This window comes from Mycolicibacterium sp. XJ1819 (genome assembly GCF_053483675.1).
In genome coordinates, this window is the sequence record NZ_JBEFST010000020.1 from 1 (window position 1) to 25,289 (window position 25,289).

Sequence of the window (25,289 nt, forward strand, 5' to 3'; positions counted from 1 at the left end):
GGCTCCCCGGGAACGACCTCGGCGAACGTCTTGGACTCCAGGAATTCCTCGAGTCCGGCGACGCCCATCTCGCGTCCGATGCCGGATTGCTTGTAACCGCCGAACGGGCTGTCCGGCGCGAAATACATGCCGCCGTTGAGCGAGAACGTCCCGGTCCGGATGCGACGGGCCACCGCCCGCGCCCGCTCGGTGCTGCCGAACACCGCGCCGGACAGGCCGTAGATGGAGTCGTTGGCGATCCGCACGGCGTGGTCGTCGTCGTCGTAGGCGATGACCACAAGGACCGGGCCGAACACCTCCTCCTGGGCGATCTCGCTGTCGGGCGCCACGTCGGTCAGCAGCGTCGGCGTGTAGAAGTAGCCCGGGTCGACCTTCTCACCGCCGGTGACCAGCGTCGCGCCCGCGGCGACCGCCCGCTTCACCATGGCGTCGACCTTGTCGCGCTGCTTCTCGCTGATCAGCGGCCCCATGTAGGTGCCGGGGTCGGCGGGGTCGCCGTAGCGCACCAACCCGAAGTTGTTCTTCACCATCTCGACGATCTCGTCGTGGTGTTTTCGGGGTACCAGCAGCCGCGAGGTCAGCGCACAACCCTGACCGGCATGGGTCACCATGCTGAACGCGGTGAACAGCGCGGCCATGTTGAAGTCGCCGTCGTCGAGCACGATCGCCGCGGACTTGCCGCCGAGTTCGAGGAACACCTTCTTGAGCGTCTCGCTGGCGGCGGCCATGATCCGGCGACCGGTCGGGGTCGAACCGGTGAAGGTGACCATGTCGACGTCGGAGCTTGTGGTCAACGCGGCACCCACCTCGGGGTCCGCACCGCTGAGCACGTTGACCACCCCGGCGGGGATGTCGGTGTGATCGGCGATCAGCTCACCGAGCGCCAAGGTGATCAACGGGGTGTCGGGCGCGGCCTTGAGCACGACGGTGCACCCGGCCGCCAGCGCGGGCGCGAGCTTGGCCAGGGCGAGTTGGTTCGGATAGTTGTAGGCGATGATCGCGGCCACCACCCCGGCCGCTTCCTTCTCCACCCACCGGTGGTGCAGCATGCCGCGGCTCTCGATGTTGCCGAGATCCTCGGTCATCGGATAGCTCTTCAACAGGTCGGTGTAGTAGCGCACGATCTCGATCGGCGAGTCCAGTTGCGCGCCCTGACACAGGGCTTCGGTCGCCCCGACCTCGGCGATGGTCAGCGCCGCCAACTCGTCGCGGTGAGCGACCAGCGCCTGATGCAACTGCTCGAGGCAGCGCACGCGCAGATCGGTGTTCGTCGCCCAGTCGGTCTGATCGAACGCGCGCCGCGCCGCGGCCACTGCCGTCTGGGCATCGGCCACCGTCGCGTCGGGCGCGTATCCGAGGATCTCGTCGGTCGCGGGGTTGCGGGAGGGAAACGTCCGCTCGGTCTCGACCAGTTGTCCGTCGATCAGCAGTCGCCGGTCGGCGCGCCGGGCCGCCGGATCGGCGGTGGCCCCGTCGGCCGTGATCGTGGGTGCTTCCTGCATCGTCCTCCCTCAGGCCTGCGTGAATGTGATGGAAATTTCATTCTCATCACCGGCGAATCATACATTCGCCATACGAGAACTCAACAAATCCGACGAAGCTTCGTCTGCCTGCGACAAACGGTGCGACACTCGGCACGCAAGCGTCTCACCAGTGCGAACCGCAGCCCCGGGTTGTCTTGCGATTTTGCACATGTCGAGAGTACGGTTCTCATAATCGGAAGGACGATTCTTGATGGGTTGTAGCGAGGGCCGGTCATGAAGAACGCGGTGGTGACCGGTGGCGGCTCCGGGATCGGTCGGGCGGTGGCGCACCGACTGCGCGCCGACGGCATGCACGTCGCGACGCTGGATCTCAACGCCTCCGACGACGAGTTCGCGTTCACCGCGGACGTCACCGACCGCGCGCAGGTCGACGAGGCGCTCGCGGCCGTGCGCGCCAAGCTCGGTCCGGTCACCGTGCTGGTCAACGCCGCAGGCCTGGAGAAGTTCAAACGCTTCACCGACCTGTCGTTCGCGGAGTGGCAGCGGGTGGTCGACGTGAACCTCAACGGTGTGTTCCACTGCGTCCAGGCGGTGCTGCCGGACATGGTCGAGGCCGGTTGGGGGCGCATCGTCAACATCTCCTCGTCGAGCACCCATTCGGGCCAGCCCTATATGGCGCCCTACGTGGCGGCCAAGTCGGCGGTCAACGGTCTGACCAAATCGCTGGCACTGGAATTCGGCCCCGCGGGCATCACCGTGAACGCGGTGCCGCCCGGCTTCATCGACACACCGATGCTGCGCAAATCCGAGGAACGCGGTTACGTCGAGGTGCAGGCCAGCATCGATTCGACGCCGGTGCGTCGCATCGGGCGCCCCGAAGACATCGCCGCGGCGTGCGCGTTTCTGGTCTCGGAGGAGGCCGGCTACATCACCGGCCAGATCTTGGGCGTCAACGGCGGCCGAAACACGTAGCGATCGAACAGATACGAAAGGACTCTGCAGTGGGACGAGTACAGGGAAAGGTCGCGTTCGTCACCGGCGCCGGCCGCGGGCAGGGCCGCAGTCACGCGGTCCGGTTGGCCGAGGAAGGCGCCGACATCATCGCCGTGGACATCTGCCGCGACTTCGCGACGATCGGCTACCCGATGGCGTCGCCGGAGGATCTCGAGGAAACCGCCAAGCTGGTTGAGAAGACCGGGCGCGGCGTGTACACGGCGCAGGCCGATGTGGCCGAGGCGGGCCAGCTGAAAGCCGCGCTCGAGGAAGGCATCTCGCAGTTCGGCCACCTCGACATCGTCGTCACCACCGCCGGGATCGCGGGCATGAAGGGATCCGGCGACATGCAGGGCTGGATCGACGTGATGAACACCAACCTGCTCGGCACCATCAACGCCATCCACGTCGCGCTTCCGCACCTGCGCGAAGGCGCCTCGATCGTCGCGACCGGGTCCACCGCGGCACTGATGGACGTCGCGAAGAACGACAATCCCGGCACCGACCCGGGCGGCGCGGCGTATCTGCACTCCAAGCGGTTACTGTCCCAGTACGTCCACAACCTGGCCGCCGAGTTGGCGCCCCGCGGCATCCGGGCCAACGTCGTGCATCCGACCAACACCAACACCCCGATGCTGCAGAGCGAACCGATGTACCGCTCGTTCCGGCCCGACCTGGAGACGCCGACCCAGGCCGATGCCGAACCGGTCTTCTACGTCCAGCAGGCCATGAAGATCCCGTGGGTCGAGCCGGAGGACATCAGCAACATGGTGCTGTTCCTGGCCTCCGACGAGGCCCGCTACATCACCGGCACCCAGCAGCGCGTCGACGCCGGCGGCTATCTCAAGTGGTACGACTACCACGTCTAGGCGGGGCGGAGAGGAAGAACCGAAATGAAGGTATTTGTCGACTCGCAACGCTGCCAGGGGCACACGCTGTGCGCGATGATCGCCCCGGATTCCTTCGAACTCAGCGACATCGACGGCACCTCCTCGCCGGTGAACGAAATCGTTCCAGCCGAGCAGCAGGATGCGGTCCGCGAGGCCGCGCAGTCGTGCCCCGAGCAGGCGATCTCGATCGAAGAATGAGCAGTGACCCGAGACAGCACGGAAAGCCAAGGGAGAAAAGGCCGTGAGCACCGTCGACGACGTCGTAGCCGACAGTGACGACAGCGACCGCAAGAAGAATCGGTATCACTTCGACCGGCACACCCCGGACTACCGGGAGAAGTTCGAGAAGGTCACCGAGGAGATGCACGCCAAGTGCCCGGTCGCCTGGACCGACACCTACAACGGTCACTGGGTCGCGGCGAGCAGCGAGGCCGTTTTCGAACTCGCCCGGTGCCCGGCGGTGTCGAATCATCACGACCTGACCGGCCAGACGCCGTATCAGGGCATCACCATCCCCAAGGCCAGTCGCGCGACCGCGGTCCGCGGCGGCATCCTGGAGATGGACGAACCCGAGCACGGCACCTATCGCGGGGCGCTGAATCCCTACCTGTCGCCGGCGGCGATCAAGCGGTGGGAGCCGTTCGTCGACGAGATCACCAGGGCTGCAATCGATGACCATATCGAGTCCGGACAGATCGACTTCGTCGACCATCTGGCCAACGTCGTGCCCGCGGTGTTCACGCTGGCGATGATGGGCATCGAACTGAAGAAATGGAACCTCTACAGCGAGCCCACGCACGCCTCGGTCTACACCCCCGAGCACTCCCCCGACCGGGAGAAGATCAACGCCCAGCACCGCGAGATGGGCATCGATCTCATCAACAACATGATGGAGATCCGCGACAATCCGCGGCCGGGACTGGTGAACGCGCTGATGCAGTTGCGCATCGACGGGGAACCCGCACCCGACATGGAGATCCTCGGAAACCTCGGGCTCATCATCGGCGGCGGATTCGACACCACCACCGCGCTCACCGCACATGCGCTCGAATGGCTCGGCGAGCACCCCGACGAGCGTGACCGTCTCAGCACCCAGCGCGCCAGCCTGCTGCACGCCGCGACCGAGGAATTCCTGCGGTTCTTCACCCCCGCACCGGGCGACGGGCGCACCTTCTCCGCCGATGTGGAGTTCGACGGCACTCGCTTCAAAGAAGGTGAGCGGCTGTGGATCTCGTGGGCGATGGCCAACCGTGACGCGACCGTCTTCCCCGAGCCCAACAAGGTGGTACTGGACCGTAAGGGCAACCGGCACTTCAGCTTCGGCATCGGGGTGCACCGCTGCGTGGGGTCCAACGTCGCACGCACGGTGTTCAAGTCGATGCTGACCGCGGTGCTCGACCGGATGCCCGACTACGTGTGCGACCCCGCAGGCACCGTGCACTACGAGACCATCGGCGTCATCCAGGGCATGCAGCACCTGCCCGCCGCCTTCACTCCGGGTCCCCGACTCGGTCCGGGCCTGGACGAGACGCTGGACAAACTCCAACGGATCTGCGACGAACAGGAACTCGCGCGCCCGATCACCGAACGCAAGGAAGCGGCCGTCATCGACTGAAACCCCGGCCGGCGTCGGTGCCGGATGGTTTGATGCAGCAGAGGGTGAGACCGAACGGAGGGACACTGGTGAATCCCCTGAAGGCGGTGATCGCGGCGATTGCGCTGGCCGCGGCCGCGACGCTGGTCGCCCCGCCCGCCGAGGCCGTGATGCAGATGGGCAACTACGACCTGCAGACCAACAGGTACAACCGGGCCTCCTGGGTCTGGTTCGTCACGCCCTGCTATCCGGACAAGCATCCCGACTGCATGTCGATCAACGCGCGCCCACGGCTGAAGTTCTACGCATACTACGAGGGCTGGGCATATCTGAAGGACGGCGAGTACACGCTGACCGTCGACGTGCCCGACGGATTGCAGTGCCCCGGCCATGTGATGCCCACCCGCGAGACCTATCGGTGGAACGAGGTCTCGCTCGCCGGAACGATCGAATCGGTCTACGACGTCGGCTGCTTCAACGGCCCGCCAGGCACCCAGTTCTGGACGTTCCTGCTGCAGCGGCTGTAGCCGGATCAGACGCCCGGCGGCGCGACGAACCCGCCGAGCACCTGCTCGACCGCGCGCGCCACGGCCAGGGTGGTGCGGTCCTCGAGGTAAGGTCCGACGATCTGCACGCCGACCGGCAGGCCGTCCACAGTACGGCCGACGGGAACCACCGTGGCGGGTAGGTAGGCCACCGTCGCGAGCCCGACCCATCCGAAAAGGTCGATGTAGGAGCGGGTTTCGTCGCCGTGCGGGAGGGCCCGGTCGCTGAACGGCTCGCTGTGGTCGTGTGTGACCGCGGGCACGACGGCGACCGGCATCAGCAGCGCGTCGACGTCGCGAAAATAGTCGGCCATCTTGACGCGTAACTGCTGGCGGCGTTCGTTGGCCGACAACCACTGCCGGTGAGTCATGTTCGACGCGGTGTCCATCAGCGGGTGCAGCAGCACCTGGTGCAGCCCGACGGTCTCCTCCAGTTTGGTGGGCGGCGCCGCGTCGACGACGTGCGCACCGGCGTCGACCAGTGCGGCGAGAGCCGATTCCAGCACCGAGCGCACGTCGGCCTGCACCGGGAACGCCGGGTCGTCGAGCCATGTCGCCAACCGCATCCGCGGCAGCGTCGTCGCGCGCGCGGCGGGCAGTTCGAGTCGCCAGCCGACGGCGGACAGCTCCGAGGGTCCCGCGAGGATGTCGAGCGCCAGTTCCAGATCGGCCACGGTGCGTGCCATCGGGCCCATCACCCCGAGATCGCTTTCGGTCAGCGCGCCCGGCGGCGGCGGCAGGTGACCGCGCTGCGGCACGATCCCCCAGCTCGGCTTGTGGCCGGACACGCCGCACCAGTTCGCGGGCAACCGAATGGATCCCGCGAGATCGCTGCCGAGTTCGAGCGGGGTCATGCCGGTGGCGAGCGCGGCGGCCGCGCCGCCGGACGACCCGCCCGGTGAGCGCGTGGTGTCCCACGGGTTGTTGGTGGTGCCGAAGATCGAGTTGAAGGTCTGCCAGTCGGCGGCGTGGGACGGGGAGTTGGTCTTACCGAAGATCACCGCGCCCGCAGCCCGGATCCGCCGCACCGCCTCGGCGTCGTGCTCGGGCACGTGGTCCCACCCGGGGTGCCCGCAGGTGGTACGCATACGGGCGGTCTGGTAGGTGTCCTTGATCGTCATCGGCACGCCGTGCAGCGCACCGACGCCCGCACCGCGGGCCAGCGCCTCGTCGGCTGCCTCGGCGGCCTCGCGCGCGCCGTCGGGATCCAGCGTCACGACGGCGTTCAGCGCCGGGTTGAGCCGCTCGACCCGGGCAAGGTGGTGTTCGAGCAACTCGCGGCTGGACACCTCGCGACGCCGGATGGCGTCGGCGAGGACGTGGGCGGGCTGCAGGGCGATATCGGACATGCTCGGACCGTAGCCGTCTCACAGATCGTAGCGTTGCCGGATCCCGTTGAACCGGGCCCACATCTGCGCGATCCGCTCGTCGGCGGTCACGGTTCGGGTGTCCGGCGGCAACACCCCGGCCAGGTCAGCCCGGCTGACCAGTCGGGTGCGCAGCGGCACCGGCCGGCCCTCGAGCATGTGGCGGTAGGTGATGTTGCCGCGTTCGAAGCCCTGGGTGTCCAGCCAGTTGTGACAGCCGGGGTCGTCGTGTGACAGCACCAGGCGCACCTTGCCGTCGGCGTCGACCGCGGTGCGGCTCGGCGTGTAGCTCACCGGGCGGTAGAGGAAGTCCATGCTGGTGAAGAACGGCCCCATGTTCGTCACCGACCACAGGCCGTCGTGCGCGTCGAACTCGACCACGAGCGCCTCGTCGGGTGCCAGCTGCCAGTGCATGTTCACCGCCGCGCGACCGCGTTTGGTGTCGGCGTCACTGGTCGCCAGATCGGGGAAGCGGTTGGGGTTCTCGGCGTCGACGCCGCCGTGCCCGAACGGGAATTCGGGCCAGTCGGCCATCAGGCCGGCCACGAAGTCACCCGCCCAGTCCATCGCCTCGATCAGTGATGCCGGCGTCGGCGCCGGCTTGGGCGCGTCCATGTCGACCCGTTCGATGCGCATGCGCGCGGGCCGCTCGGCCCAGGAATCGAAGCCCTGCCGGAAGAACAGCTTGCGGGAACCGGCGGTGGTCGGCAGCCAGTTGGCGTCGCGCGGCGGTCCGCCGACGAAGATCTCGAAAGAACCGTCGGGTTCGGTGACCAGCACATCGCCGGACAGGTTCGCCTCGGGGATGTCGCCGAATGGCTCGTGCAGCACCCCGGGCCCGTCGCGCCGCGGCCCCTGCACGGTGATGTTGAGAAAGCGCGCGGTGCCGCGTTCCCCGACGACCCGGTATGTGCTGGCGCCGTCGATCCACGCCTGCTGGTAGACGAAGTCCGCGCAGTCACCACCGAGTTTTCGCGTCGGATTACAGAAGGTGTGGATCAGCGGGTAACGGGTGTCGCGGGTCTCCAGCGCCAGATCGAAGGCCTGGCCGAGGTTCTGGGTGAGGAACCGGAACCCGTCGGCGCGGTGCAGTCCGGAGGCGGGGTTGTGGTCTTTGAACACCTGCTCGCCCGCCGCCTTCAGCCGGTCGCAGAACGCGTTCCACGCGGCGTGCAGGGCCGCGTCATGTGGGCCGTCCCCGAATGCCATCCGCTCCCCTACGCGTTGAGCCTGTGCAACAGTGCCGTGATCGTCGCACCCGCGCGACGCGCCGCCTCGAAGGCGCCCTCGCGCTCGATGCGCGGACCGATCAACTCGAGATCGAAACCGTGCGGGTAGCCGCCGTCGAGGACCTGCGCGACGAACGGCTCGATCGGGATCGCGCCGTCGCCGGGAACGGCGCGCGCGGGCAGCGCTCGGTCACCGAGCACGTAGTCGCTGAGCTGGATCTGACGGGTGCGCGGCAGCGCCCGTGCGACCAGATCGGCGAGGCCGGCCTCGGCCCAGCAGTGAAACAGGTCGATGCAGATCCCCAGGTCGGCCATTTCGGCGAGCGTGATCGTGTCGCGCAGGGTGTGTGCGATGTGGAGGTCGGCGTAGAGCGGGGAGGCGTTCTCGATCGCCAGCGCCACGCCGCTTCGCTCGGCGTGTTGCGCGCCCGGGCCGACCGCCGCGCAGAACCGTTCGGCGGCCCGTTCCCAGTTCAGGTCGCCGCGGCCGCCGGTCAGCATGTAGATGGTGTCGGCGCCCATGGCCGCGGCGGCGTCGATGACGCGGCACAGCCCGCCGGCGCCGGCGAACAGGTGGTAGACCGTGTCGACCGTGTAGTCGTTGTCGGCGACGATGCGCGCCAGTTCCGGTTCGATGACCTGCGTGTCGATCAGGCTCAGCCGCGTCAGGCCGAGTGCCTGCCAAGACGAATGCAGTTGCGCCGGTGTGGCGCCCATGAACGTCACGCTGTGGACCGAGAGCCGCCGGTGCACCTCGACCTCAGTTCCGGTTCTCGCGCTCGACGCCGAACCGCTCACGAAACGGCCGGAATTCCTCGTGCAGGGCGTCGAGGTCCTCGCCGATGTCGGTCAGCAACGTGGTCGAGTACCGGAACTTGCCGTGCCGGTCACCGGGATTGGCCGCCAGATAGCTGCGCATGGCCGCCTCGGCCTGCGCGGACAACTCGCGGCCACGGAACGCGTAGTAGCGACGCACCGTGCCGACCTGGTCGGCGACGAAGTCGGTGTAGCGCACGTGCATGATCCGGGGATCGTCGACCAACGGGTTGGCCATCGTGTTGGCGATGCTCTCGCGCGTCAACTCCAGGTGCATCTTGGCCGCGGCCCGCAAGTCCACCTGGCCGACGATGCCTTCGAGGATGTCGGCCATCATCATCGTGCGAGACGCCGCCACCTGCACGGGGTCGCGGTGCAGCCAGATCAGGCTCGCGTCGGGGTAGGCCTCGAAGAGTTCGCGCAGCCGGAATCCGTGAAATCCCTTGAGCACCCAGTGTCTGGCCGGCCGCCGGTACTGAAACTGCTGCAGCATCGCCTTGTGGAGGCGGTACTGCGCCGCGGCATCGGTGGGCAGGCCGCCGACGACGGTCTGCATCGGCACCCGCCACCACGCGGTCGGGGTGAGCGCCCGGAAGTCGAACGCCCAGGTGCGTTCGTCTTCGGGCAGGCCGTCACCGAGCATGTCGTTGTAGGGATGGCTGTGCAGCCATTTCGGTAGTTTGGCGTTGATCTCGTGCCAGTCGGCGTCGGCACGGGCGCGGCGCGGATCGTCATGCGACGCAACAGTGCCCGGTGGCGGCGAGGGGTACATCACCTCCCAGAACCGTAGCGCCCTCGCGGCCGGATCGACCGACATCAGCGCGTGCATCAGCGTGGTGCCCGACCGCGGTTCACCGGTGACGAACATCGGCCGCTCGATGATCTCGTCGCCGACCGGGTATCGCCTGCGGTCCTCGACGAACTCCAGACGCGACGTGAGCAGCCAGTGACACACCTCGGCGGCGCGCCGCCTGCCCTCGGCGTCCATCCCGAGGCCGTTGAGATGATCGACGGTCAGCGCGAACCGCTGCGGAAGGGACGGATCGCCGTAGTCGCGCAGACCGGTCTCGGACTCGGCCAGGGCCAACATGTCCGCGGCGTTCAGATCTTTGGTCATCGCACGTCACCGCACAGTCGCAGCAATTCGTCTTCGGCGCTGCGCACGTGTTCGGCCGACGCCGCGGAGTATGAAAGTCCCGCCATCCCGCCATAATCGAGGATCTTGGGTACCCGCAGGCCGGCTTCGACGTATTCGGCGACCACGCGCGCCACCTGTGCCGGCGTGCCGTGCGGGACGACGGCGAGGATGGCCTCGGGTTCGACCCGGTCGAGGAAGTCCACGATGCGCTCGCGGGTCAGCACCGTCGGGTCGATGTCCTGGTATCCGCGCCAGTTCTCCCCCATCGGGTGCTCGTGGCCGAGGTCGCGCAGCAGTTCGGCCGACACCTGCAACAGAAACGCCTTGACCAGCGGCGCCTGCAGTATCTCGGCGAGTTCCGCGTCGTCGCGCGCGATCAGGCACACCTGGATGTAGCACGGCGTGATCGCCATCGGGTCGCGGCCGGCCCGGTCCGCCGATGCCCGCACCGCGGTGAGCTTTTCGGCGTAGTCCTCGGGCGTCCACGCCCCGGTCGGCCACCACCCGTCGGCGTAGCGGCCGACCAGTTCCAGTGTGCGCGGCCCACTTCCGGCCAGCCAGATCTGTGGCGGTCTGCCTTCGTAGGGTTCGGTGTCGAGTCGGGCCCCGCGCAGGCGGTAGAACCGTCCGTCGAAGTCGACGGGCCCCTCGCTGTCCCAGAGCAACCGGATGACCTCGAGCGCCTCCGCCAACCGGCTGACGGGCCTGGCGAAGTCGAAGCCGTAGGGCACGGTGTTCTCGGTCTCGCCGCTGCCGAGGCCGAGGACGAACCGCCCGCGGGCCAGGTGGTCGATGGTCAGCGCGCCCTGGGCCAGCAGTGCCGGATGCCTGCGCACCGTGTCGACCACGCTGGTCACCAGCGGCACGTTCTTCGTCAGCACCGCGGCCGCGGCCGCGACCGCCATGGCGTCGAGGTGACGGTGCGGTGAGGGCGAAACCGTTGCCAGATCGGTGAATTCAGGCGTCCATATCGAGTCCGGCCAAAAGCTGACCATGTGGTCGGGCAGCCAGATCGAGTGGTAGCGACCGCTGTCGAGGTCGTCCAGCCGGGACAGGTCCAGCGGCAGGGTGGTGCGCAGATAGGCGGCGGGTTGGACTCGCACTAAAGCCGGCCGATCTCACGCAGGAAGGGCTGGGTGTGGGCGACGCGCCCGGTCAGCGTCTTCGGATCGCCGGTGCAGAGCACCAACGCCGTCTCGGTGATCAGTGAGATGTCCTCGGTGTCGGTCTTGGCCAGGTCCAGTGTGCCCGCGCCCGGGGTGGCGACGGGGTTGGACGGCGCCGCGGCGTTCACCGCGATCCCGTCGTCGTAGAGTTCGGCGGCAAGGCTTTTGGTCAAGCGGTTCAGCGCCGCCTTCACCGTGCCGTAGACGCCGAACCCGGCGCTGCGGTCGAAGTCGGAGAACGGCGGGCCGTCCGGCAGGTCCCCGCCCACCGAGGTCACGTTGAGCACCCAGCCACGGCCACGCTCCCGCATCGCCGGGATCGCCAGTTGTGTCAGATGCAGCGGGGCCATCACGTGCATCTCCATCATCAGCCGCACCCGCCGGTCGGGGAACTCGTCGAGCGGCCGCAGGAACGTCACGGCGGCGTTGTTGACCAGGATGTCCGGCGCGCCGACCCTGGCCGCGACGTCGGCGAAGAGCCGTTCGCGCTCCTCGGGCCTGGACAGGTCGGCACCGATCGCGATCGCCGATCCACCAGCGTCGTGGATCTCGTCGAGCGTCTGCCGAAGCGAGCCTTGATATTTCGGGTCCGGCTCCATGGTGCGCGCGGTGAGCGCGACCGTCGCACCGTCTTGGGCCAGCCGCTGCGCGATCGCCTTGCCCAGTCCCCGGCTGCTGCCGGTCACCAGGGCGACCTTGCCGTCACAGGACATCGTCGTCCTTTCGTCGGGGCTCAGCGGCGCCGCCACCTGGCCGCAGCCTCTTCGGTGGCGTGGCTGAGCACCTGGTTGCGGTTCTCCAACTCCAGCGCGGGGCCCAGTCCCGCGGCGTCGGTGTTCACCTGCAGGGCCCGCTTGGTCAACTGCACACCGAATGCGGGCAGGCCCGCGATGGCGCCGGCCAGTTCCAACGCCCGCCGCTCGAGGTGGTGGGGTTCGACGAGTTCGCTCACCAGACCGCGCCGATCGGCTTCCGCCGCCGACACCGTGCGCCCCGTCATCATCCAGTCGGCGGCCACGCTGGTGCCCACGATGCGCGGCAGGTGGTAGCTCATGCCCATCTCCGCCCCGGACAAGCCGAGCAGGATGGCGCCGTTGCCGAAGGTGGCCGCCGCCGAGCAGATCCGGATGTCGGCGGCCAGGCACAGCGCGAAACCCGCGCCCACGCAGGGCCCGTTCACCGCCGCGATCACCGGCTGCGGCAGATCCCAGATCGCCTGGGGCAGTGCGGCCATCGCCTGCTGAAATCGCAGTCGATCCGCTGCGGGCGCCGACGCCTCGACCGTTGCGGGCCCGAAATCGCGCACGTCGATGCCCGAGCAGAATCCGCGGCCCTGCCCGGTCAGCACGACCGCGTTGACCGAACCGTCGGCGCCGACGGCACCGAGGGTGTCGATCAGCTCGTCGCGCATCTGTTCGTTGATGGCGTTGAGCTGAGCGGGCCGGTTGAGCCGCAGCACCACCACGCCGGTGTGCGGGCGCTCGGTGCGCAGTGTTCGGGTCACAGTCAGCGCCGCGGCAGACCGAGCACCTGTTGGGCGATGATGTTGCGCTGGATCTCCGAGGTGCCGCCGGCGATGGTGCCGCCGAAACTGCGGGCGTAGCGCTCGAACCAGCTCGCGTAGTAGTGGTCGAGGTTCATGTGTTCGTAGGGTCCGGTCAGCGCGGGATGATTCAGCCCGTCGGCGCCCGCTGCGGCCAGTGCGTTCTCCATCGCCTGGCGCTCGGCCTCCGAGCCGAACAGCTTGAGCACCGACACCGAGGCGGTGTCCATCTCACCGCGCGCCGCGCGCGCCAGCGCCGCGGACCCCATCGCCCGCAACGCCTGGTAGTCCATGATCGTGGTGGCGTACTGGTCGCGTTCGACGTCGGTGCGCGGCCGGAAGTCGGCGATCATGTTGTCGATCCGGTCGGCAAAACCCAGCCACATCATCGTGCGCTCGTGTCCCAGTGAGCCGTTGGCCACCCCCCAGCCGCCGTTGAGGGGTCCGACGAGGTTTTCCGCCGGCACCCGGGCGTCGGTGAAGAAGACCTCGTTGAAGTCGAGGTTGTCCTGACCGCACATGTCGGCGAACGGCCGACACACCACGCCCGGGGTGTCGGTGGGCACGATCAGCACACTGATGCCCTTGTGCTTGGGCGCATCCGGATCGGTGCGCACGAACGTCAGAAGGTAGTCGGCGTCGTGTGCACCCGATGTCCACACCTTCTGGCCGTTGACCACGAAGTGGTCTCCGTCCGCGCCGGTGACCAACTCCGCGCACGTCCGCAGCGACGCCAGGTCGGATCCGGCGCTGGGCTCGCTCATGCCCAGCGACGCAGTCAATTCACCCTTGAGCACCGGCACCGCCCAGCGCTGCTTCTGCTCGTCGGAGCCGAACGAAATCAGCGACGCGGCAACGATGTTGACGCCCTGCGGGTTGAAGCTGTGGTAGATGCGGCGTCGGCACAGCTCGTCGAGGTGCACGAACTGTTGCAGCACCGTGGCGTTGCGGCCGCCGAACTCCGGGGGCTGGGCGGGCAGCAACCAACCATTGTCGAACAGCAACCGCTGCCAATCACGCGCCCACTGCGGCATGTGTGACACCGACCGCGGCCGCTCCTGGGTGGCGGCCTCCGGCGGCAGGTTCTCGTCGAGGAACGCCGCGAATTCGGCACGGAACTCCTCGACGTCGGAATCAAAAGTCAGCTGCATCGAAACCCCTGAACTCCGCGGCGATCATCGCGCGGTGGTCGGCCGCACCGCCCAACAACAGGTCACCGGCTTTGGCCCGTTTCAGCGCGAACTGGACGTCGTTCTCCCATGTGAAGCCCATCGCGCCGAACAGTTGCAGGCCGTGGCGGAACACCAGCGCCTGGCACTCCCCCGCCGATGCCTTGGCCATCGCGGCCGCAAGGCGTCTGCGCGGGTCGTCCTCGGCGATCGTGAGGGCGGCGAAATAGGACAGCGCACGCGCGCGTTCGATGGCGACGTGCATGTCGACGGCCTTGTGCTGCACCGCCTGAAACGAACCGATCGGCACGCCGAACTGCTGGCGTTGTTTGACGTGCTCGAGCACCAGGTCGAGGATCCGCTGACAGGCCCCGACGGTACTGATCGCCATGCCGGTCAGCGCCAGATGGCGGGCCCCTTCGGCATCGGTCTTCACCCGGTCGGTGTCCGGCACGTGCACGTCGACCAACGACACCTCGGCGATGTGCAGCACGGGGTCGAAGACCGGGGTGCGCCGGGCGGCCACCTGGCCTGCGTCGACGACGAACACGCCCGCATCGGTGACGACGGCGAATCGTTCGGCGCGGTCACCGTCGAGCACGTGCTGGGCGGTGCCGTGCAGCACCCAACCGTCGGCGTCGCGGTGCGCCGCCACCCCGCCGAAGATCGCGGTGCCCGCCTGCTGCGGTTCGAACCGGTCGCCGACGAGCGGGGCGTACTGCGACATCGTCGCGAGAAACGGCGTCGGATCGGTGGCCCGGCCCAACTCCTCGAGCGCGATCGCCAACTCGACGGTGTTCTCCGGGTCGGTCAGTTCCGTCCAGCCCGCGTCGAGGTAGGTCTTCCACAGCGGATCGGGGTCGGCGCCGTCCTCGGCGATGCTGCGCACCAGCGTCGCCGGACATTGCTTGGACACCGCGTCCCGCACGGTTTCCTGCCATAGCCGCTGGTCGGCGTCGAACTCGAGTAACACCAGGCCTCCCGGGGACGTGCGACGCGCAGGCAATCCCAACGCGTGGGTGCCACGAGAATAACATTCTCGTTTGTTGCGGTATCCGTTCTCTGTAATTGACTAGTGGGTTCCGGGGCGGCCGCATCGAGGGGTTGACCAGTGCACTCGCTGACCTGGGAGAAAGTAAGCGATTTGTTGAGAACTAGATTCTTGCGATTGAAGAACAACGCTTTACACTGGGGATGTCCGGCGTCGCCGGGCGCGACCCCTGCGCCCGCCCTCGACGGATGACATCGGAGGACAGCCTTGATGCAACACCCGGACGGGGCCCAGCCCGGCAAACCCGTCGGCACGCCCCTTGTCGATGCCAGCGTGCACATCTTCACGAAGAACAACAAAGACATGCGCAGCTTCTTGCGCGAGCCGTTCAAGAGCCGCGGGTTCCCGGACTACGAGATGGACTGGTACGGCGCGCCCGGTGGTGAATACGCCCCGAGGACCGAGGGGCCCGACCGGCAGTATCCGGGCTCGGACCCCGACGTCGTCGGCGCGCACCTGTTCGAGGACCGCGGCGTGGATTTCGCGGTTCTGCACCCGATGACCAGGGGCATCATGCCTGACCGCCATCTGGGCACCGCGATCGCGGCGGCCCACAACGAGATGTTGGTGTCGCGCTGGCTGCAGGACAATCCGTACGCCGAGCGGTACCGGGGCACCATCAGGGTCAACCCCGACGACGTCGCGGGCGCCCTGCGGGAGATCGCCAGGTACAAGGATCATCCGCGGGTGGTGCAGATCGGCATCCCGCTGCAGTCGCGCGAGCTCTACGGCAAGCCCCAGTACTGGCCGCTGTGGGAGGCCGCCGTCGAGGCGAACCTTCCGGTATCGGTGCACATCGAGGTGGGCGCGGGTGTGTCGTTCGCGCCGACGCCGTCTGGAGTGCCCCGGACATATGAGAACTACGTCAGCTTCATGGCGCTGAATTACCTGTACCACCTGATGAACCTCATCGTCGAAGGGGTATTCGAACGGATGCCGACGTTGAAGTTCGTCTGGGCCGACGGCGCCGCGGACCTGTTGACGCCGTTCATCTGGCGGATGGACTGCTTCGGCCGCCCGCATCTCGAGCAGACGCCGTGGGCGCCCCGGATGCCGAGCGACTACCTGCCCGGACACACCTACTTCGTGCAGGGCGCGATGGACGGGCCGGGGGATGTCGAGTTCGCCGGCGAGTGGTTCGGCTTCACGGGCAAGGACGACATGGTGATGTACGGCTCGAGCTATCCGCACTGGCAACTCAACGAGCTCACGGTGCCCGCGTCGTACTCCCCCGAACAACGCGACAAACTGTGCTGGCGAAACGCCGCGGAGTTGTATGGCATAGACGTCGGGGCCGCAGTCGGCGCACAGTAGTAGAAGACTTGGCGATCAAGGGAGAACCACGATGACCGTGACAGTGACAGAGCGAAAGCCCGCCGCCGAGCGCATCGCGGTGCGCTGCGTCGACTCCGATGTGCACCCGGTACCCAAAAGTGGGGTGCTCGCGCAGTACATCCCCGAACCGTGGCGCAGCAAGTATTTCCTGCCGCGCCGCATCGGCGACCAGATCTACTACGACGCACCGGACTACGCGCACGCCTACGCGATGCGGGTGGATACCTTCCCGGCCGACGGCGAGTTCGCCGGCAGCGACCCCGACCTGGCGTTCAAGCAGCTGATCATGGAGGCCGGCGCGGACATCGCGATCCTCGAGCCCGCCGCCTATCCGGCGCGCTTCCCCGAGGTCAACCACGCGATGAGCGTCGCGCTCAACGAATGGCAGGCCAACCACTGGCTGGACAGCCACAACAACTGGCACGAGCGTTGGCGCGGATCGATCTGCGCCGCGATCGAGGCGCCCGAGGACTCCGCGCGCGAGATCGAGCGCTGGGCGGGCCATCCGTACATGGCCCAGGTGCTCATCAAGGCCGAGCCGCGTCCCGCGTGGGGCGACCCGAAGTACGACCCGATCTGGGAGGCCGCGACCAAACACGACATCACCGTGAGCTGTCACCTGTCGCGCAGCCACCACGAAGAACTGCCGATCCCGCCGGTAGGTTTCCCCAGCTACAACCACGATTTCATGGTCACCTACTCGCTACTGGCGGCCAACCAGGTGATGAGCCTGGTCTTCGACGGCGTCTTCGACCGCTTCCCGACGCTGCGAATCGTGTTGGTGGAGCACGCGTTCACCTGGATCCTGCCGCTGATGTGGCGGATGGACGCGATCTATGAGGCCCGCAAGTCGTGGGTGGACATCAAGCGCAAGCCCTCCGAATACGTCAAGGACCACATCAAGTTCACCACCCAACCGCTGGACTACCCCGAGGACAAGACCGAACTGACCCGGGCGTTCGAGTGGATGGAGTGCGAGAAGATCCTGCTCTACAGCAGCGATTACCCGCACTGGACCTTCGACGATCCGCGCTGGCTGGTCAAGCACCTGCCCGAACATGCCCGCGAAGCGGTGATGTTCCGCAACGGCATCGCGACCTATCATCTGCCCGAGACGGTTCCGGCCCTCGAGGGCCAGGTGCGGGTGTTCTGAGTTGGACGAGAAGAACACGCCCCCGGCCGTTCCGAAAAGATTGGCGCAGGGGCGGGAGCACGTCGTTGCCACCGTCGACGAGATTCCGCCCGGCACACACAAACTGGTCCCCATCGGTAGGCACGGGGTCGGTGTCTACAACGTCAACGGCACCTTCTACGCGATCGCGAACTACTGTCCGCACGAAGGCGGTCCGCTGTGTTCGGGTCGCGCCAGGGGACGCACCGTGGTCGACGAGAACGTACCCGGCGACGCGGTGATGGTCCGCGACCTCGAATTCATCTATTGCCCCTGGCACCAGTGGGGTTTCGAACTGGCCACCGGTACCACCGCCGTCAAGCCGGAGTGGAGCATCAGAACCTATCCGGTCCGGGTGGTCGGCAACGAGGTGCTGGTCCAGGCATGAACACCCCATTTCTCAGCGCGAGCGTGCGTGTTAGAACACGACACGCCGCGGAAAATCAGCAGTTTGCGCACGTTCGCGGAGGCGTCCAGTGACCACCACCGAGGCCGCCGGCCCCAAGCTCGAGGGCGGCGAGAAGACCATCGAGATCAACGGCGGCAACGTCGTCTACGAGATCCTGGGCGACGAAGGCGAATACATCGCGCTGACCCCCGGTGGGCGGTTCAGCAAGGACATCGAGGGCCTGCGCCCGTTGGCGCAGGCGCTGGTCGAGGGCGGCTACCGGGTACTGCTCTGGGACCGGCCGAATTGCGGCAAATCCGATGTCCAGTTCTACGGCCAGAGTGAATCCCACATGCGCGCCGAGACCCTGCACGCGCTGATCACCGGACTGGGCATCGGGCCCTGCATCATCGCGGGCGGTTCGGGCGGTGCCAGGGATTCCATGCTGACCACGATGCTCTACCCGGAGATCGCCCGAAAGCTGGTGGTGTGGAACATCGTCGGTGGGGTGTACGGGTCGTTCGTGCTGGGCTCCTACTACATCGTGCCGAGCATTCTCGCGGTGCGCGGAGCCGGGATGAAGGGCGTTGTCGGGGTCGACGAGTGGAAGCAGCGCATCGCCGAGAACCCGGCCAACCGCGACCGGTTCCTCGCGATGGATCCCGACGAGTTCCTCAAGTTGATGCTGCGTTGGCTCAACGCGTTCGTGCCCAAGCCGGGCCAGACCATCCCCGGCGTCGAGGACGAGATGTTCGACAACATCACGGTGCCGACGCTGATCATCCGCGGCGGCGAGAACGACCTGGACCATCCCAAGCGCACCTCGCTGGAGGTCAGCTGCCTGATCAAGGGTTCACAGTTGATCGACCCGCCCTGGCCCGAGGACGCCTGGGAGCGCGCCGGTGAAGCGCGCGCTTCAGGAAAGGTGAAGCGTTTCAACATGTTCGACACCTGGGTGCAGGCCGCGCCCGCTATCTTGAAGTTTCTGGACGGCTAGTGCGATGGGCCAGGTCGATCTAATCCGACGTCGATTCGACGTGGATGTGCACTTCACAGTTCAGCGAGGCCTCCAGCGCGGTGTGCACGCGGCTCTCCGGAACCCGGTTCAGATCGGATCTTCGCAGCGTCACGTGCACGACATCCCAGCCGTCTTCGCCTGCGACCCGCTCGACGTCGGCGGTCAACCCCATCCCGGCCAGCACGCCGTGGGCGTCGTCGTCGGTCCCGCGGCTGATGTAGGTCAGCACCCCGGCCACCGGGGTGACACCGAAGGCGCCGAACGCCTGGACGCACACCTCGACCGCGCGCCTCTCGAGTTCGGCGGCGTCGTCACCGGCGATCAACAACTCGACTTCGCGTCGCGCCGGCGGCAGGTTGGCCAGGTCGGCGGCGTCACGGTCCACCAGTTCGATCCCCGCCGACTCGGCCAGCACCGCAAGGCGTGCCATGCCGTCGCTTAACTGTGCCAGCGCCAGCGCCCCGGACGGATCGACACCGACACGCACCACAGCGGTCCTCATGTCCGTGAGCCTATCCGCGGGCGGAAAGAGGCAGTGATGAACTCCACCACAACCGATCTCACCGTCGCCGCCTGGCCGAGCGCTACAGCGCGGCTGCTACGCCCGTCGTCGGACGGGGTCGAGGAGCAGGCCGAGTATGCAAGGGCCGGCGGCTACCGGCCGCTGACCGACCCCGACGCGCTGCTCGAGCAGGTCGACCTGTCGGGGCTGCTCGGCCGGGGCGGTGCGGCTTTCCCGCTGGGGACCAAACTGCGTGCCGTGCGCGACGCGGGCAGGCGCGGTTCGGACACCATCGTGGTGGCCAACGGCGAGGAGGGCGAACCCGCCTCGGTCAAGGACCGTTGGCTGTTGCGCAACCGACCGCACCTGGTACTCGACGGATTGCGCCTGGCGGCCGCGGTCATCGGCGCCGACCGCGCCTATGTCTACGTCTCCGACGACCGGGCGGCCATCGCGGTCACGGCCGCGCTGGGCGAACTGGATTCCGAGATCTTCGGTCGCACAGCGGTCACCGTCGTCACCGTCGACCCCGGCTACGTCGCGGGCGAGGAGACCGCGGCGGTGCGCCGCATCAACGGTGGCCCGGCCAAACCGACCGACAAACCGCCGCGCCCGTTCGAGGAAGGCGTAGCCGGCCTGCCGACCATGGTCAGCAACGTCGAGACGCTGGCCAACCTGCCCTTCATCCACCAGCACGGCGCGCAGAGCTACCGTGCCGTCGGCACGCCGATGTCACCGGGTACATTTCTCGCGACCATCACCGGCGCAGGAAAACCCCCTGCGCTGTACGAGATTCCGCACGGCGCGGCGTTCTCCGACCTGCTCACGTTGCACGGTGTGGACACGGACGCGGTGACCGGGGCATTGCTCGGTGGATACTTCGCGGGCCTGGTCAACACCGACGTCCTCGACGCGACGCTGGACCACGAGACGATTCGTCGTCTCGGCAGCGGACTGGGCTGCGGCGCGATCTCCGTTCTCACCGATGACTGCCCGCTGGCGGTGGCCGCCTCGGTGCTGTCGTACTTCGACCGCGAGAACGCCGGTCAGTGCGGATCATGCTTCAACGGCACCGCCGCGATGGCCGCCGTCGCGTGCGCGCTGCGCGACGGGGCCGCCACGCAGGAGGACCTGGCGCGATTGGAGCGCTGGTCGGTGGTGCTGCGGGGCCGCGGCGCGTGCGGCACGCTGGACGGCGCCACGAATATCGCCGCCAGCCTGCTGCGACAGTTCCCACAGGTGGTCGCGCGTCACCTCGCCAACGACTGTCCGGTGTGCCGCACGACGACATTCGACACCGTACGGCCCTATGAAGTGGAGGCGGTGGCCCGATCATGAGCGACGGCTTGAGAATTCGGCTCGACCGAACCTTATGTGACGGCTTCGGCATCTGCGCCAAGCACGCGCCGGGGTACTTCTCACTCGACGACTGGGGCTACGCGTCGCTGATCGGAGACGGGACGGTGCCCGAGGAGGACCGCGACGCGGTGATGCGGGCGCTGTACGACTGCCCCGCGCACGCGATCATCTACCTGGGCGAGCACCGGCCCTCCGATGACGCCGCCGCATCATCGGAGATACGCGAGTCACTCGAGCCGCATCCGAAGACCGACGGCAGCGAGGCGATTTCGGAGTTCGTTCGGTGACAAGACCACTGCCCGAGCTCAGTTTTCAGAACGAGTTCTTCTGGACCGCGGGCGCCGACGGTGTGCTTCGCATCCAGGAATGCCGTGCGTGCGACGCGCTGATCCATCCCCCACAGCCGGTGTGTCGATACTGCCGCAGCCGCGATATGGGGGTGCGCGACGTCTCCGGCAAGGCCACGTTGAGTGCCTTCACGGTCAACCACCGGTTCGGCCTGCCCGGCCTGCCGCCGCCCTACGTGGTGGCGGAGGTGGCCGTCGCCGAGGATGCGCGGGTTCGACTGACCACCAACATCGTCGACTGCGATCCCGACGATCTAGAACTCGGCCAGGTGGTCGAGGTGGACTTCGAGAAGATCGAAGACGTCTGGTTGCCGGTGTTTCGGCCGTCGGCCGGTGAGCGGACCGGTGCGCTGCCCGAAGACGAGATCGCTCCGCAGGACTACAGCAGCCACGTGCGGCCACCGCTGACCACGGAGAAGTTCGAAGACAGATCGGCGATCACCGGAATCGGCATGTCCCGGATCGGGCGCCGGCTGATGGTGCCCCCACTGTCGCTGACGGTCGAGGCGTGTGAAGCCGCGGTCACCGATGCGGGCCTGACCTTCGACGACATCGACGGGCTGGCCACCTATCCCGGACTGGATGTCGCCGGTATGGGCGAGGGCGGGGTCACCGCACTGGAAAACGCGCTCGGTCTCCGGCCGACATGGATCAACGGCGGCATGGACACGTTCGGTCCCGCGGGTTCGATCATCGCCGCCATGATGGCCGTCGCCACCGGCATGGCCCGCCATGTGCTGTGCTTCCGCACTCTGTGGGAGGCGACGTTCCAACAGCTGATGAAGGAGGGCAAGGCTTCGCCGCCGGGCGGTGCGCGCACCTCCAGTTGGCACCTGCCGTTCGGGGCGATGTCGGCCGCGCACACGCTGGCGCTCAACGCTCAACGGCACTTCCATCGCTACGGCACCACTCGGGAAACGCTGGGCTGGATTGCGTTGAACCAGCGCGCCAACGCCGCGCTGAACCCGACGGCCATCTACCGCGACCCGATGAGCATGGACGACTACCTCAACGCCAGGCCCATCACCACCCCGTTCGGGCTCTACGACTGCGACGTCCCTTGCGACGGCGCGGTGGCCGTGGTGGTTTCGGCCGTCGACGCGGCCCGCGACATGCCGCACAAGCCGGTGCTGTTCGAGGCGGTCGGCACCCAGGTTGTCGAACGCACCGACTGGGGCCAGGGCACCTTGACGCACGAGCCCCAGGTGCTCGGTCAATCGGCGCACCTGTGGACACGAACATCGCTGCGGCCCAAGGACGTCGATGTCGCCGAGTTGTACGACGGCTTCACGTTCAACTGTCTGTCGTGGCTGGAGGCGCTGGGCTTCTGCGGTATCGGGGAGGCCAAGGACTTCCTCGACGGCGGCCAGGCCATCGCGCGTGACGGTGAGATCCCGCTCAACACCCACGGTGGGCAGCTTTCGCACGGGCGCACCCACGGCATGGGACTGGTTCACGAGGCGGTCACCCAGTTGCGCGGTCACGCAGGTGAGCGCCAGGTGCCCGACGCGAAGGTCGCGGTGGTCAGCAGCGGCGGCCTCACCCCCAGCGGGGTGATGTTGATGCGGACGGACGCATGACGTACCCCGCCCCGCGTCCGCGCGTCGTGCTCGTCGACGCCGTGCCGATGTCCGGTCTGCTCGCCGAGGCCGACGACCCGAAAGCCGTGATCGCCGCTTTCCACGGCGGGGCAAGCACCGCAGCGTATTTCGACTGTCCTGGCCATCCGCGGCTGTCACTTCTGCGCGCGGGCGCCGCGGCCGGCTATACCGTGGTGGCGTTGGACCGGCCCGGCTACGGCAGTTCGGCGCCGTACCCGGACGTGATGGCCCGGCCCGAACAGCGGGTCGCGCTGGCCTACGGCGCGCTCGACAGGGTGCTCGGTGACAAGCCCCGCGGTGCCGGGGTGTTCCTCGTCGGCCACTCGGCGGGCTGCGAGATGGCGCTGCGGATGGCCGCTGCGCCCACGCGCGCCGACGTGATCGGCCTGGAACTTGGGGGCACCGGGCTGCGCTACGCCGACGCCGCCCGCGAGATCCTGAAGGCGGCTACCGCCACAAGCCGCCCGACCGGCTTGCGCGAATTGTTGTGGGAGCCCGCCGAACTGTATCCGCCCGAGGTGTTGTCGGGGATGACCAATGCGACGACCGGCGCACCCTACGAGGTCGAAACAACCAGAAGCTGGTCGCGGCAGGACTTTCCGGACCTGGCCGCGCAGGTTCGGGTACCCGTTCAGTTCAGCGTCGCCGAACACGAGCGGGTGTGGCGCACCGACGCCGAAGCGATGACCGCGATCGCCGCACTGTTCGCGGCGTCACCCCGGTTCGTGCAGAACCGACAGGCGGGCACCGGACACAACATGTCGCTGTCGGTCAACGCCGAGGCCTACCACCGCAACGTGATGGCGTTCGTCGACGAGTGCATCGCCGAGGCAGGCGGCGAACAGTCCAGACACCCGAGCAGCACGGTGGAGGCGGGCTGATGCGCGTCGGATTCATCGGACTGGGCAGCCAGGGCGGCCCGATGGCCAGGCGGATCGTCGAGGGCGGTTTCGAGACCACACTGTGGGCGCGCAGAGCCGCCAGCCTGGAACCGTATGCCGACAGCGCCGCACGGACCGCGGACTCCCCCGCCGAGTTGGCCGCCGCAAGCGATCTGGTGTGCCTGTGCGTGGTCGGCGACGACGATGTGCGCGAGGTACTCGGCGGTCCGAGCGGCGTACTCGCCGGGTTGGCGCCGGGCGCCATCATCGCCATTCACAGCACGGTGCACCCCGATACATGTCGTGAGGTCGCGCAAACCGCTGCCGAACAGGGTGTTTCGGTGATCGATGCACCGGTGAGCGGCGGCGGGACCGCCGTGGAAGAGGGCAAGCTGCTGGTCATGGTCGGCGGCGACGAACAGATCGCCGAGCGGTGCCGTCCGGTGTTCGCCACCTACGCCGACCCGATCGTGCATCTCGGCCCGCTCGGCAGCGGCCAGACCACCAAGGTCCTCAACAACCTGCTGTTCACCGCGAACCTCGGCGCCGCGCTGAGCACCCTGGACCTGGGCGAGTCGCTCGGCATCCCGCGGGCCCGGCTCGCCGAGGTGCTCACCGGCGGATCGGCGACCAGCAAGGCGTTGGCGAGCGTCTCGACGTTCGGCGGCACCGCCGAAGGACTGGCCGCGGTCGCCGGCGCCCTGCTGCAGAAGGACGTTCGGCACGCGGCGAGCGTCGCGGCGAACGCGTCGGTGCCGGAGGGCACGGTGTTCATGGCCGCGGATGCCGCGTTGACGGCGATGGAGCATCCACGATGAGCCGCATCGGCTTCGTCGGGGCGGGCCGCATGGGCGCGCCGATGATCCGCCGCCTCGTCGAATCCGGCCACCAGGTGCGCGCGCACGGACGCTCCGACGCCAAGTGCGGCGCCGTACGCGACCTCGGCGCCGACGCCGTCACCGAGGTGAGCGCGGTGGCCGAGGGCGCCGACGTCGTGATCGTCTGTGTGTTCACCGACGAACAGGTGCGGCAGGTCTGCCTGAGCGACGGGCTGACGGCCGCGATGGCGCCGGGCACAGCGCTGGTGCTCCACACCACCGGTAGCCCCGGCACCGCTGCGCAGATCGCCCGTCGGGCCCTTTCCGTCGACGTTCTCGACGCGCCGGTGAGCGGCGGCCCACACGACATCGACGCGGGTGCGATCACGCTGTTCGTGGGCGCCTCCGACGAGGCGTTCGCGCGGGTACGCCCCGTACTGGCCGGCTACGGCGACCCGATCCTGCACGTCGGCCCGGTCGGCTCGGGGCAGAGCATGAAGCTGGTCAACAACTCGCTTTTCGCCGCACAGATCGGGCTGCTGCGGGCCACGGTCACCCTCGCCGAGCGTCTCGGGGTGGCCGAAGCGGACGCGCTGCGCGCGCTTCCTCACGGCAGTGGGACGAGCCGGGTCGTCGAGATGGTCTCCGCCCGCGGTTCGGTGTCCGCGTTCGTCGACGAGGTCGGTCAGTTCATCGGCAAGGACGTCGCCGTGGTCCGGGAGACAGTCGCCGAACTCGGCGCCGATCTGGGTCTGCTCGACGACGTGATCGACAACGGGATAGGGCCGTGAAGACAGGCGATTCGGCCACTGGAAGGCCCCCTGGTGAGGCATACTATGAGCGTTACATATCTACAGTCTCGCGTAACGGAAGCGGTCGCCAGC

Annotated in this window: 26 protein-coding genes; 15 read left to right on the plus strand and 11 right to left on the minus strand. The window is 67.8% G+C overall.

The annotated features are described in order from the left end of the window. The coding region (locus ABQE89_RS20725) for an aldehyde dehydrogenase family protein (protein ID WP_448420079.1) at positions 1–1,502 on the minus strand (1,502 nt) is incomplete at its 3' end. 255 nt (positions 1,503–1,757) lie between these two features. Here ABQE89_RS20725 and ABQE89_RS20730 point away from each other — a divergent pair. The 5 genes from ABQE89_RS20730 to ABQE89_RS20750 are packed head-to-tail and all read left to right on the plus strand — an operon-like array spanning position 1,758 to position 5,488. Next, positions 1,758–2,456 carry an SDR family NAD(P)-dependent oxidoreductase gene (locus ABQE89_RS20730; RefSeq protein ID WP_448420081.1) on the plus strand — a complete coding sequence of 233 codons (699 nt, stop codon included), beginning with the start codon at positions 1,758–1,760 and terminating at the stop codon, positions 2,454–2,456. 29 nt (positions 2,457–2,485) lie between these two features. Continuing rightward, positions 2,486–3,346 (plus strand): mycofactocin-coupled SDR family oxidoreductase, encoded by an 861-nt coding sequence (locus ABQE89_RS20735; RefSeq protein WP_448420083.1) that lies wholly within the window; start codon positions 2,486–2,488, stop codon positions 3,344–3,346. 24 nt (positions 3,347–3,370) lie between these two features. Continuing rightward, a complete protein-coding gene (locus tag ABQE89_RS20740) occupies positions 3,371–3,565 on the plus strand; it encodes a ferredoxin (protein ID WP_448420085.1) in 195 nt (64 codons plus the stop codon). Positions 3,566–3,608: 43 nt separating this feature from the next. Beyond that, positions 3,609–4,982 carry a cytochrome P450 gene (locus ABQE89_RS20745; RefSeq protein WP_448420087.1) on the plus strand — a complete coding sequence of 458 codons (1,374 nt, stop codon included), beginning with the start codon at positions 3,609–3,611 and terminating at the stop codon, positions 4,980–4,982. Positions 4,983–5,014: 32 nt separating this feature from the next. Further along, the gene (locus ABQE89_RS20750) at positions 5,015–5,488 is read left to right on the plus strand and encodes a hypothetical protein (protein ID WP_448420089.1); all 474 of its coding nucleotides are present in this window, start codon (positions 5,015–5,017) and stop codon (positions 5,486–5,488) included. Positions 5,489–5,493: 5 nt separating this feature from the next. Here the strand turns inward: ABQE89_RS20750 and ABQE89_RS20755 are convergent, their stop codons facing one another. Genes ABQE89_RS20755 through ABQE89_RS20795 form a run of 9 tightly spaced genes read right to left on the minus strand, consistent with a single transcriptional unit; the run spans position 5,494 to position 14,907 of the window. Beyond that, the gene (locus tag ABQE89_RS20755) at positions 5,494–6,855 is read right to left on the minus strand and encodes an amidase family protein (RefSeq protein ID WP_448420091.1); all 1,362 of its coding nucleotides are present in this window, start codon (positions 6,853–6,855) and stop codon (positions 5,494–5,496) included. Between the two features lie 18 nt (positions 6,856–6,873). Then, a complete protein-coding gene (locus ABQE89_RS20760; protein ID WP_448420093.1) occupies positions 6,874–8,082 on the minus strand; it encodes a DUF1214 domain-containing protein in 1,209 nt (402 codons plus the stop codon). 8 nt (positions 8,083–8,090) lie between these two features. Next, positions 8,091–8,819 carry a sugar phosphate isomerase/epimerase family protein gene (locus tag ABQE89_RS20765; protein ID WP_448420095.1) on the minus strand — a complete coding sequence of 243 codons (729 nt, stop codon included), beginning with the start codon at positions 8,817–8,819 and terminating at the stop codon, positions 8,091–8,093. A 43-nt stretch (positions 8,820–8,862) separates the two neighbouring features. Next, positions 8,863–10,035 carry a sulfotransferase family protein gene (locus tag ABQE89_RS20770; RefSeq protein WP_448420097.1) on the minus strand — a complete coding sequence of 391 codons (1,173 nt, stop codon included), beginning with the start codon at positions 10,033–10,035 and terminating at the stop codon, positions 8,863–8,865. Continuing rightward, positions 10,032–11,159 (minus strand): LLM class flavin-dependent oxidoreductase, encoded by a 1,128-nt coding sequence (locus ABQE89_RS20775; RefSeq protein ID WP_448420099.1) that lies wholly within the window; start codon positions 11,157–11,159, stop codon positions 10,032–10,034. Before ABQE89_RS20775 ends, ABQE89_RS20770 begins: the two co-directional genes overlap by 4 nt. Continuing rightward, positions 11,159–11,935, minus strand: coding sequence for an SDR family NAD(P)-dependent oxidoreductase (locus ABQE89_RS20780; protein ID WP_448420293.1), 777 nt, complete (start codon positions 11,933–11,935; stop codon positions 11,159–11,161). Before ABQE89_RS20780 ends, ABQE89_RS20775 begins: the two co-directional genes overlap by 1 nt. 20 nt (positions 11,936–11,955) lie before the next feature. Further along, positions 11,956–12,732, minus strand: a complete 777-nt coding sequence (locus ABQE89_RS20785; protein ID WP_448420295.1) for an enoyl-CoA hydratase/isomerase family protein — start codon at positions 12,730–12,732, stop codon at positions 11,956–11,958. Further along, complete coding sequence (locus tag ABQE89_RS20790; RefSeq protein ID WP_448420101.1) at positions 12,729–13,916, minus strand: acyl-CoA dehydrogenase family protein; 1,188 nt, start codon at positions 13,914–13,916, stop codon at positions 12,729–12,731. Before ABQE89_RS20790 ends, ABQE89_RS20785 begins: the two co-directional genes overlap by 4 nt. Continuing rightward, complete coding sequence (locus ABQE89_RS20795; protein ID WP_448420103.1) at positions 13,900–14,907, minus strand: acyl-CoA dehydrogenase family protein; 1,008 nt, start codon at positions 14,905–14,907, stop codon at positions 13,900–13,902. The genes ABQE89_RS20790 and ABQE89_RS20795 overlap by 17 nt, the downstream gene beginning before the upstream one ends. A gap of 288 nt (positions 14,908–15,195) precedes the next feature. On the opposite strand from ABQE89_RS20795, the gene ABQE89_RS20800 reads away from it, so the two are divergent. From ABQE89_RS20800 to ABQE89_RS20815, 4 genes are all read left to right on the plus strand, one after another. Then, positions 15,196–16,299 (plus strand): amidohydrolase family protein, encoded by a 1,104-nt coding sequence (locus ABQE89_RS20800; RefSeq protein ID WP_448420105.1) that lies wholly within the window; start codon positions 15,196–15,198, stop codon positions 16,297–16,299. A 31-nt stretch (positions 16,300–16,330) separates the two neighbouring features. Next, positions 16,331–17,473, plus strand: a complete 1,143-nt coding sequence (locus ABQE89_RS20805) for an amidohydrolase family protein (protein ID WP_448420107.1) — start codon at positions 16,331–16,333, stop codon at positions 17,471–17,473. Position 17,474: 1 nt separating this feature from the next. Continuing rightward, complete coding sequence (locus ABQE89_RS20810; RefSeq protein ID WP_448420109.1) at positions 17,475–17,879, plus strand: Rieske (2Fe-2S) protein; 405 nt, start codon at positions 17,475–17,477, stop codon at positions 17,877–17,879. 88 nt (positions 17,880–17,967) lie between these two features. After that, positions 17,968–18,876, plus strand: a complete 909-nt coding sequence (locus ABQE89_RS20815; protein ID WP_448420111.1) for an alpha/beta fold hydrolase — start codon at positions 17,968–17,970, stop codon at positions 18,874–18,876. A 19-nt stretch (positions 18,877–18,895) separates the two neighbouring features. Here ABQE89_RS20815 and ABQE89_RS20820 read toward each other — a convergent pair whose 3' ends face one another. Then, positions 18,896–19,399, minus strand: a complete 504-nt coding sequence (locus ABQE89_RS20820) for a hypothetical protein (RefSeq protein WP_448420113.1) — start codon at positions 19,397–19,399, stop codon at positions 18,896–18,898. 36 nt (positions 19,400–19,435) lie between these two features. Between ABQE89_RS20820 and ABQE89_RS20825 the strand changes: the two genes are divergently transcribed. Genes ABQE89_RS20825 through ABQE89_RS20850 form a run of 6 tightly spaced genes read left to right on the plus strand, consistent with a single transcriptional unit; the run spans position 19,436 to position 25,196 of the window. Beyond that, positions 19,436–20,737 (plus strand): NADH-ubiquinone oxidoreductase-F iron-sulfur binding region domain-containing protein, encoded by a 1,302-nt coding sequence (locus ABQE89_RS20825; protein ID WP_448420115.1) that lies wholly within the window; start codon positions 19,436–19,438, stop codon positions 20,735–20,737. After that, on the plus strand, positions 20,734–21,045 hold the full coding sequence (locus tag ABQE89_RS20830) for a ferredoxin (RefSeq protein WP_448420117.1): 312 nt from the start codon (positions 20,734–20,736) through the stop codon (positions 21,043–21,045). Before ABQE89_RS20825 ends, ABQE89_RS20830 begins: the two co-directional genes overlap by 4 nt. Beyond that, positions 21,042–22,685 carry a thiolase C-terminal domain-containing protein gene (locus tag ABQE89_RS20835; RefSeq protein WP_448420119.1) on the plus strand — a complete coding sequence of 548 codons (1,644 nt, stop codon included), beginning with the start codon at positions 21,042–21,044 and terminating at the stop codon, positions 22,683–22,685. The genes ABQE89_RS20830 and ABQE89_RS20835 overlap by 4 nt, the downstream gene beginning before the upstream one ends. After that, positions 22,682–23,587 carry an alpha/beta hydrolase gene (locus tag ABQE89_RS20840; protein WP_448420121.1) on the plus strand — a complete coding sequence of 302 codons (906 nt, stop codon included), beginning with the start codon at positions 22,682–22,684 and terminating at the stop codon, positions 23,585–23,587. The genes ABQE89_RS20835 and ABQE89_RS20840 overlap by 4 nt, the downstream gene beginning before the upstream one ends. Further along, positions 23,587–24,405, plus strand: coding sequence for an NAD(P)-dependent oxidoreductase (locus ABQE89_RS20845; protein ID WP_448420123.1), 819 nt, complete (start codon positions 23,587–23,589; stop codon positions 24,403–24,405). Before ABQE89_RS20840 ends, ABQE89_RS20845 begins: the two co-directional genes overlap by 1 nt. Continuing rightward, positions 24,402–25,196, plus strand: coding sequence for an NAD(P)-dependent oxidoreductase (locus tag ABQE89_RS20850; RefSeq protein WP_448420125.1), 795 nt, complete (start codon positions 24,402–24,404; stop codon positions 25,194–25,196). Before ABQE89_RS20845 ends, ABQE89_RS20850 begins: the two co-directional genes overlap by 4 nt. Positions 25,197–25,289: the final 93 nt, after the last annotated feature.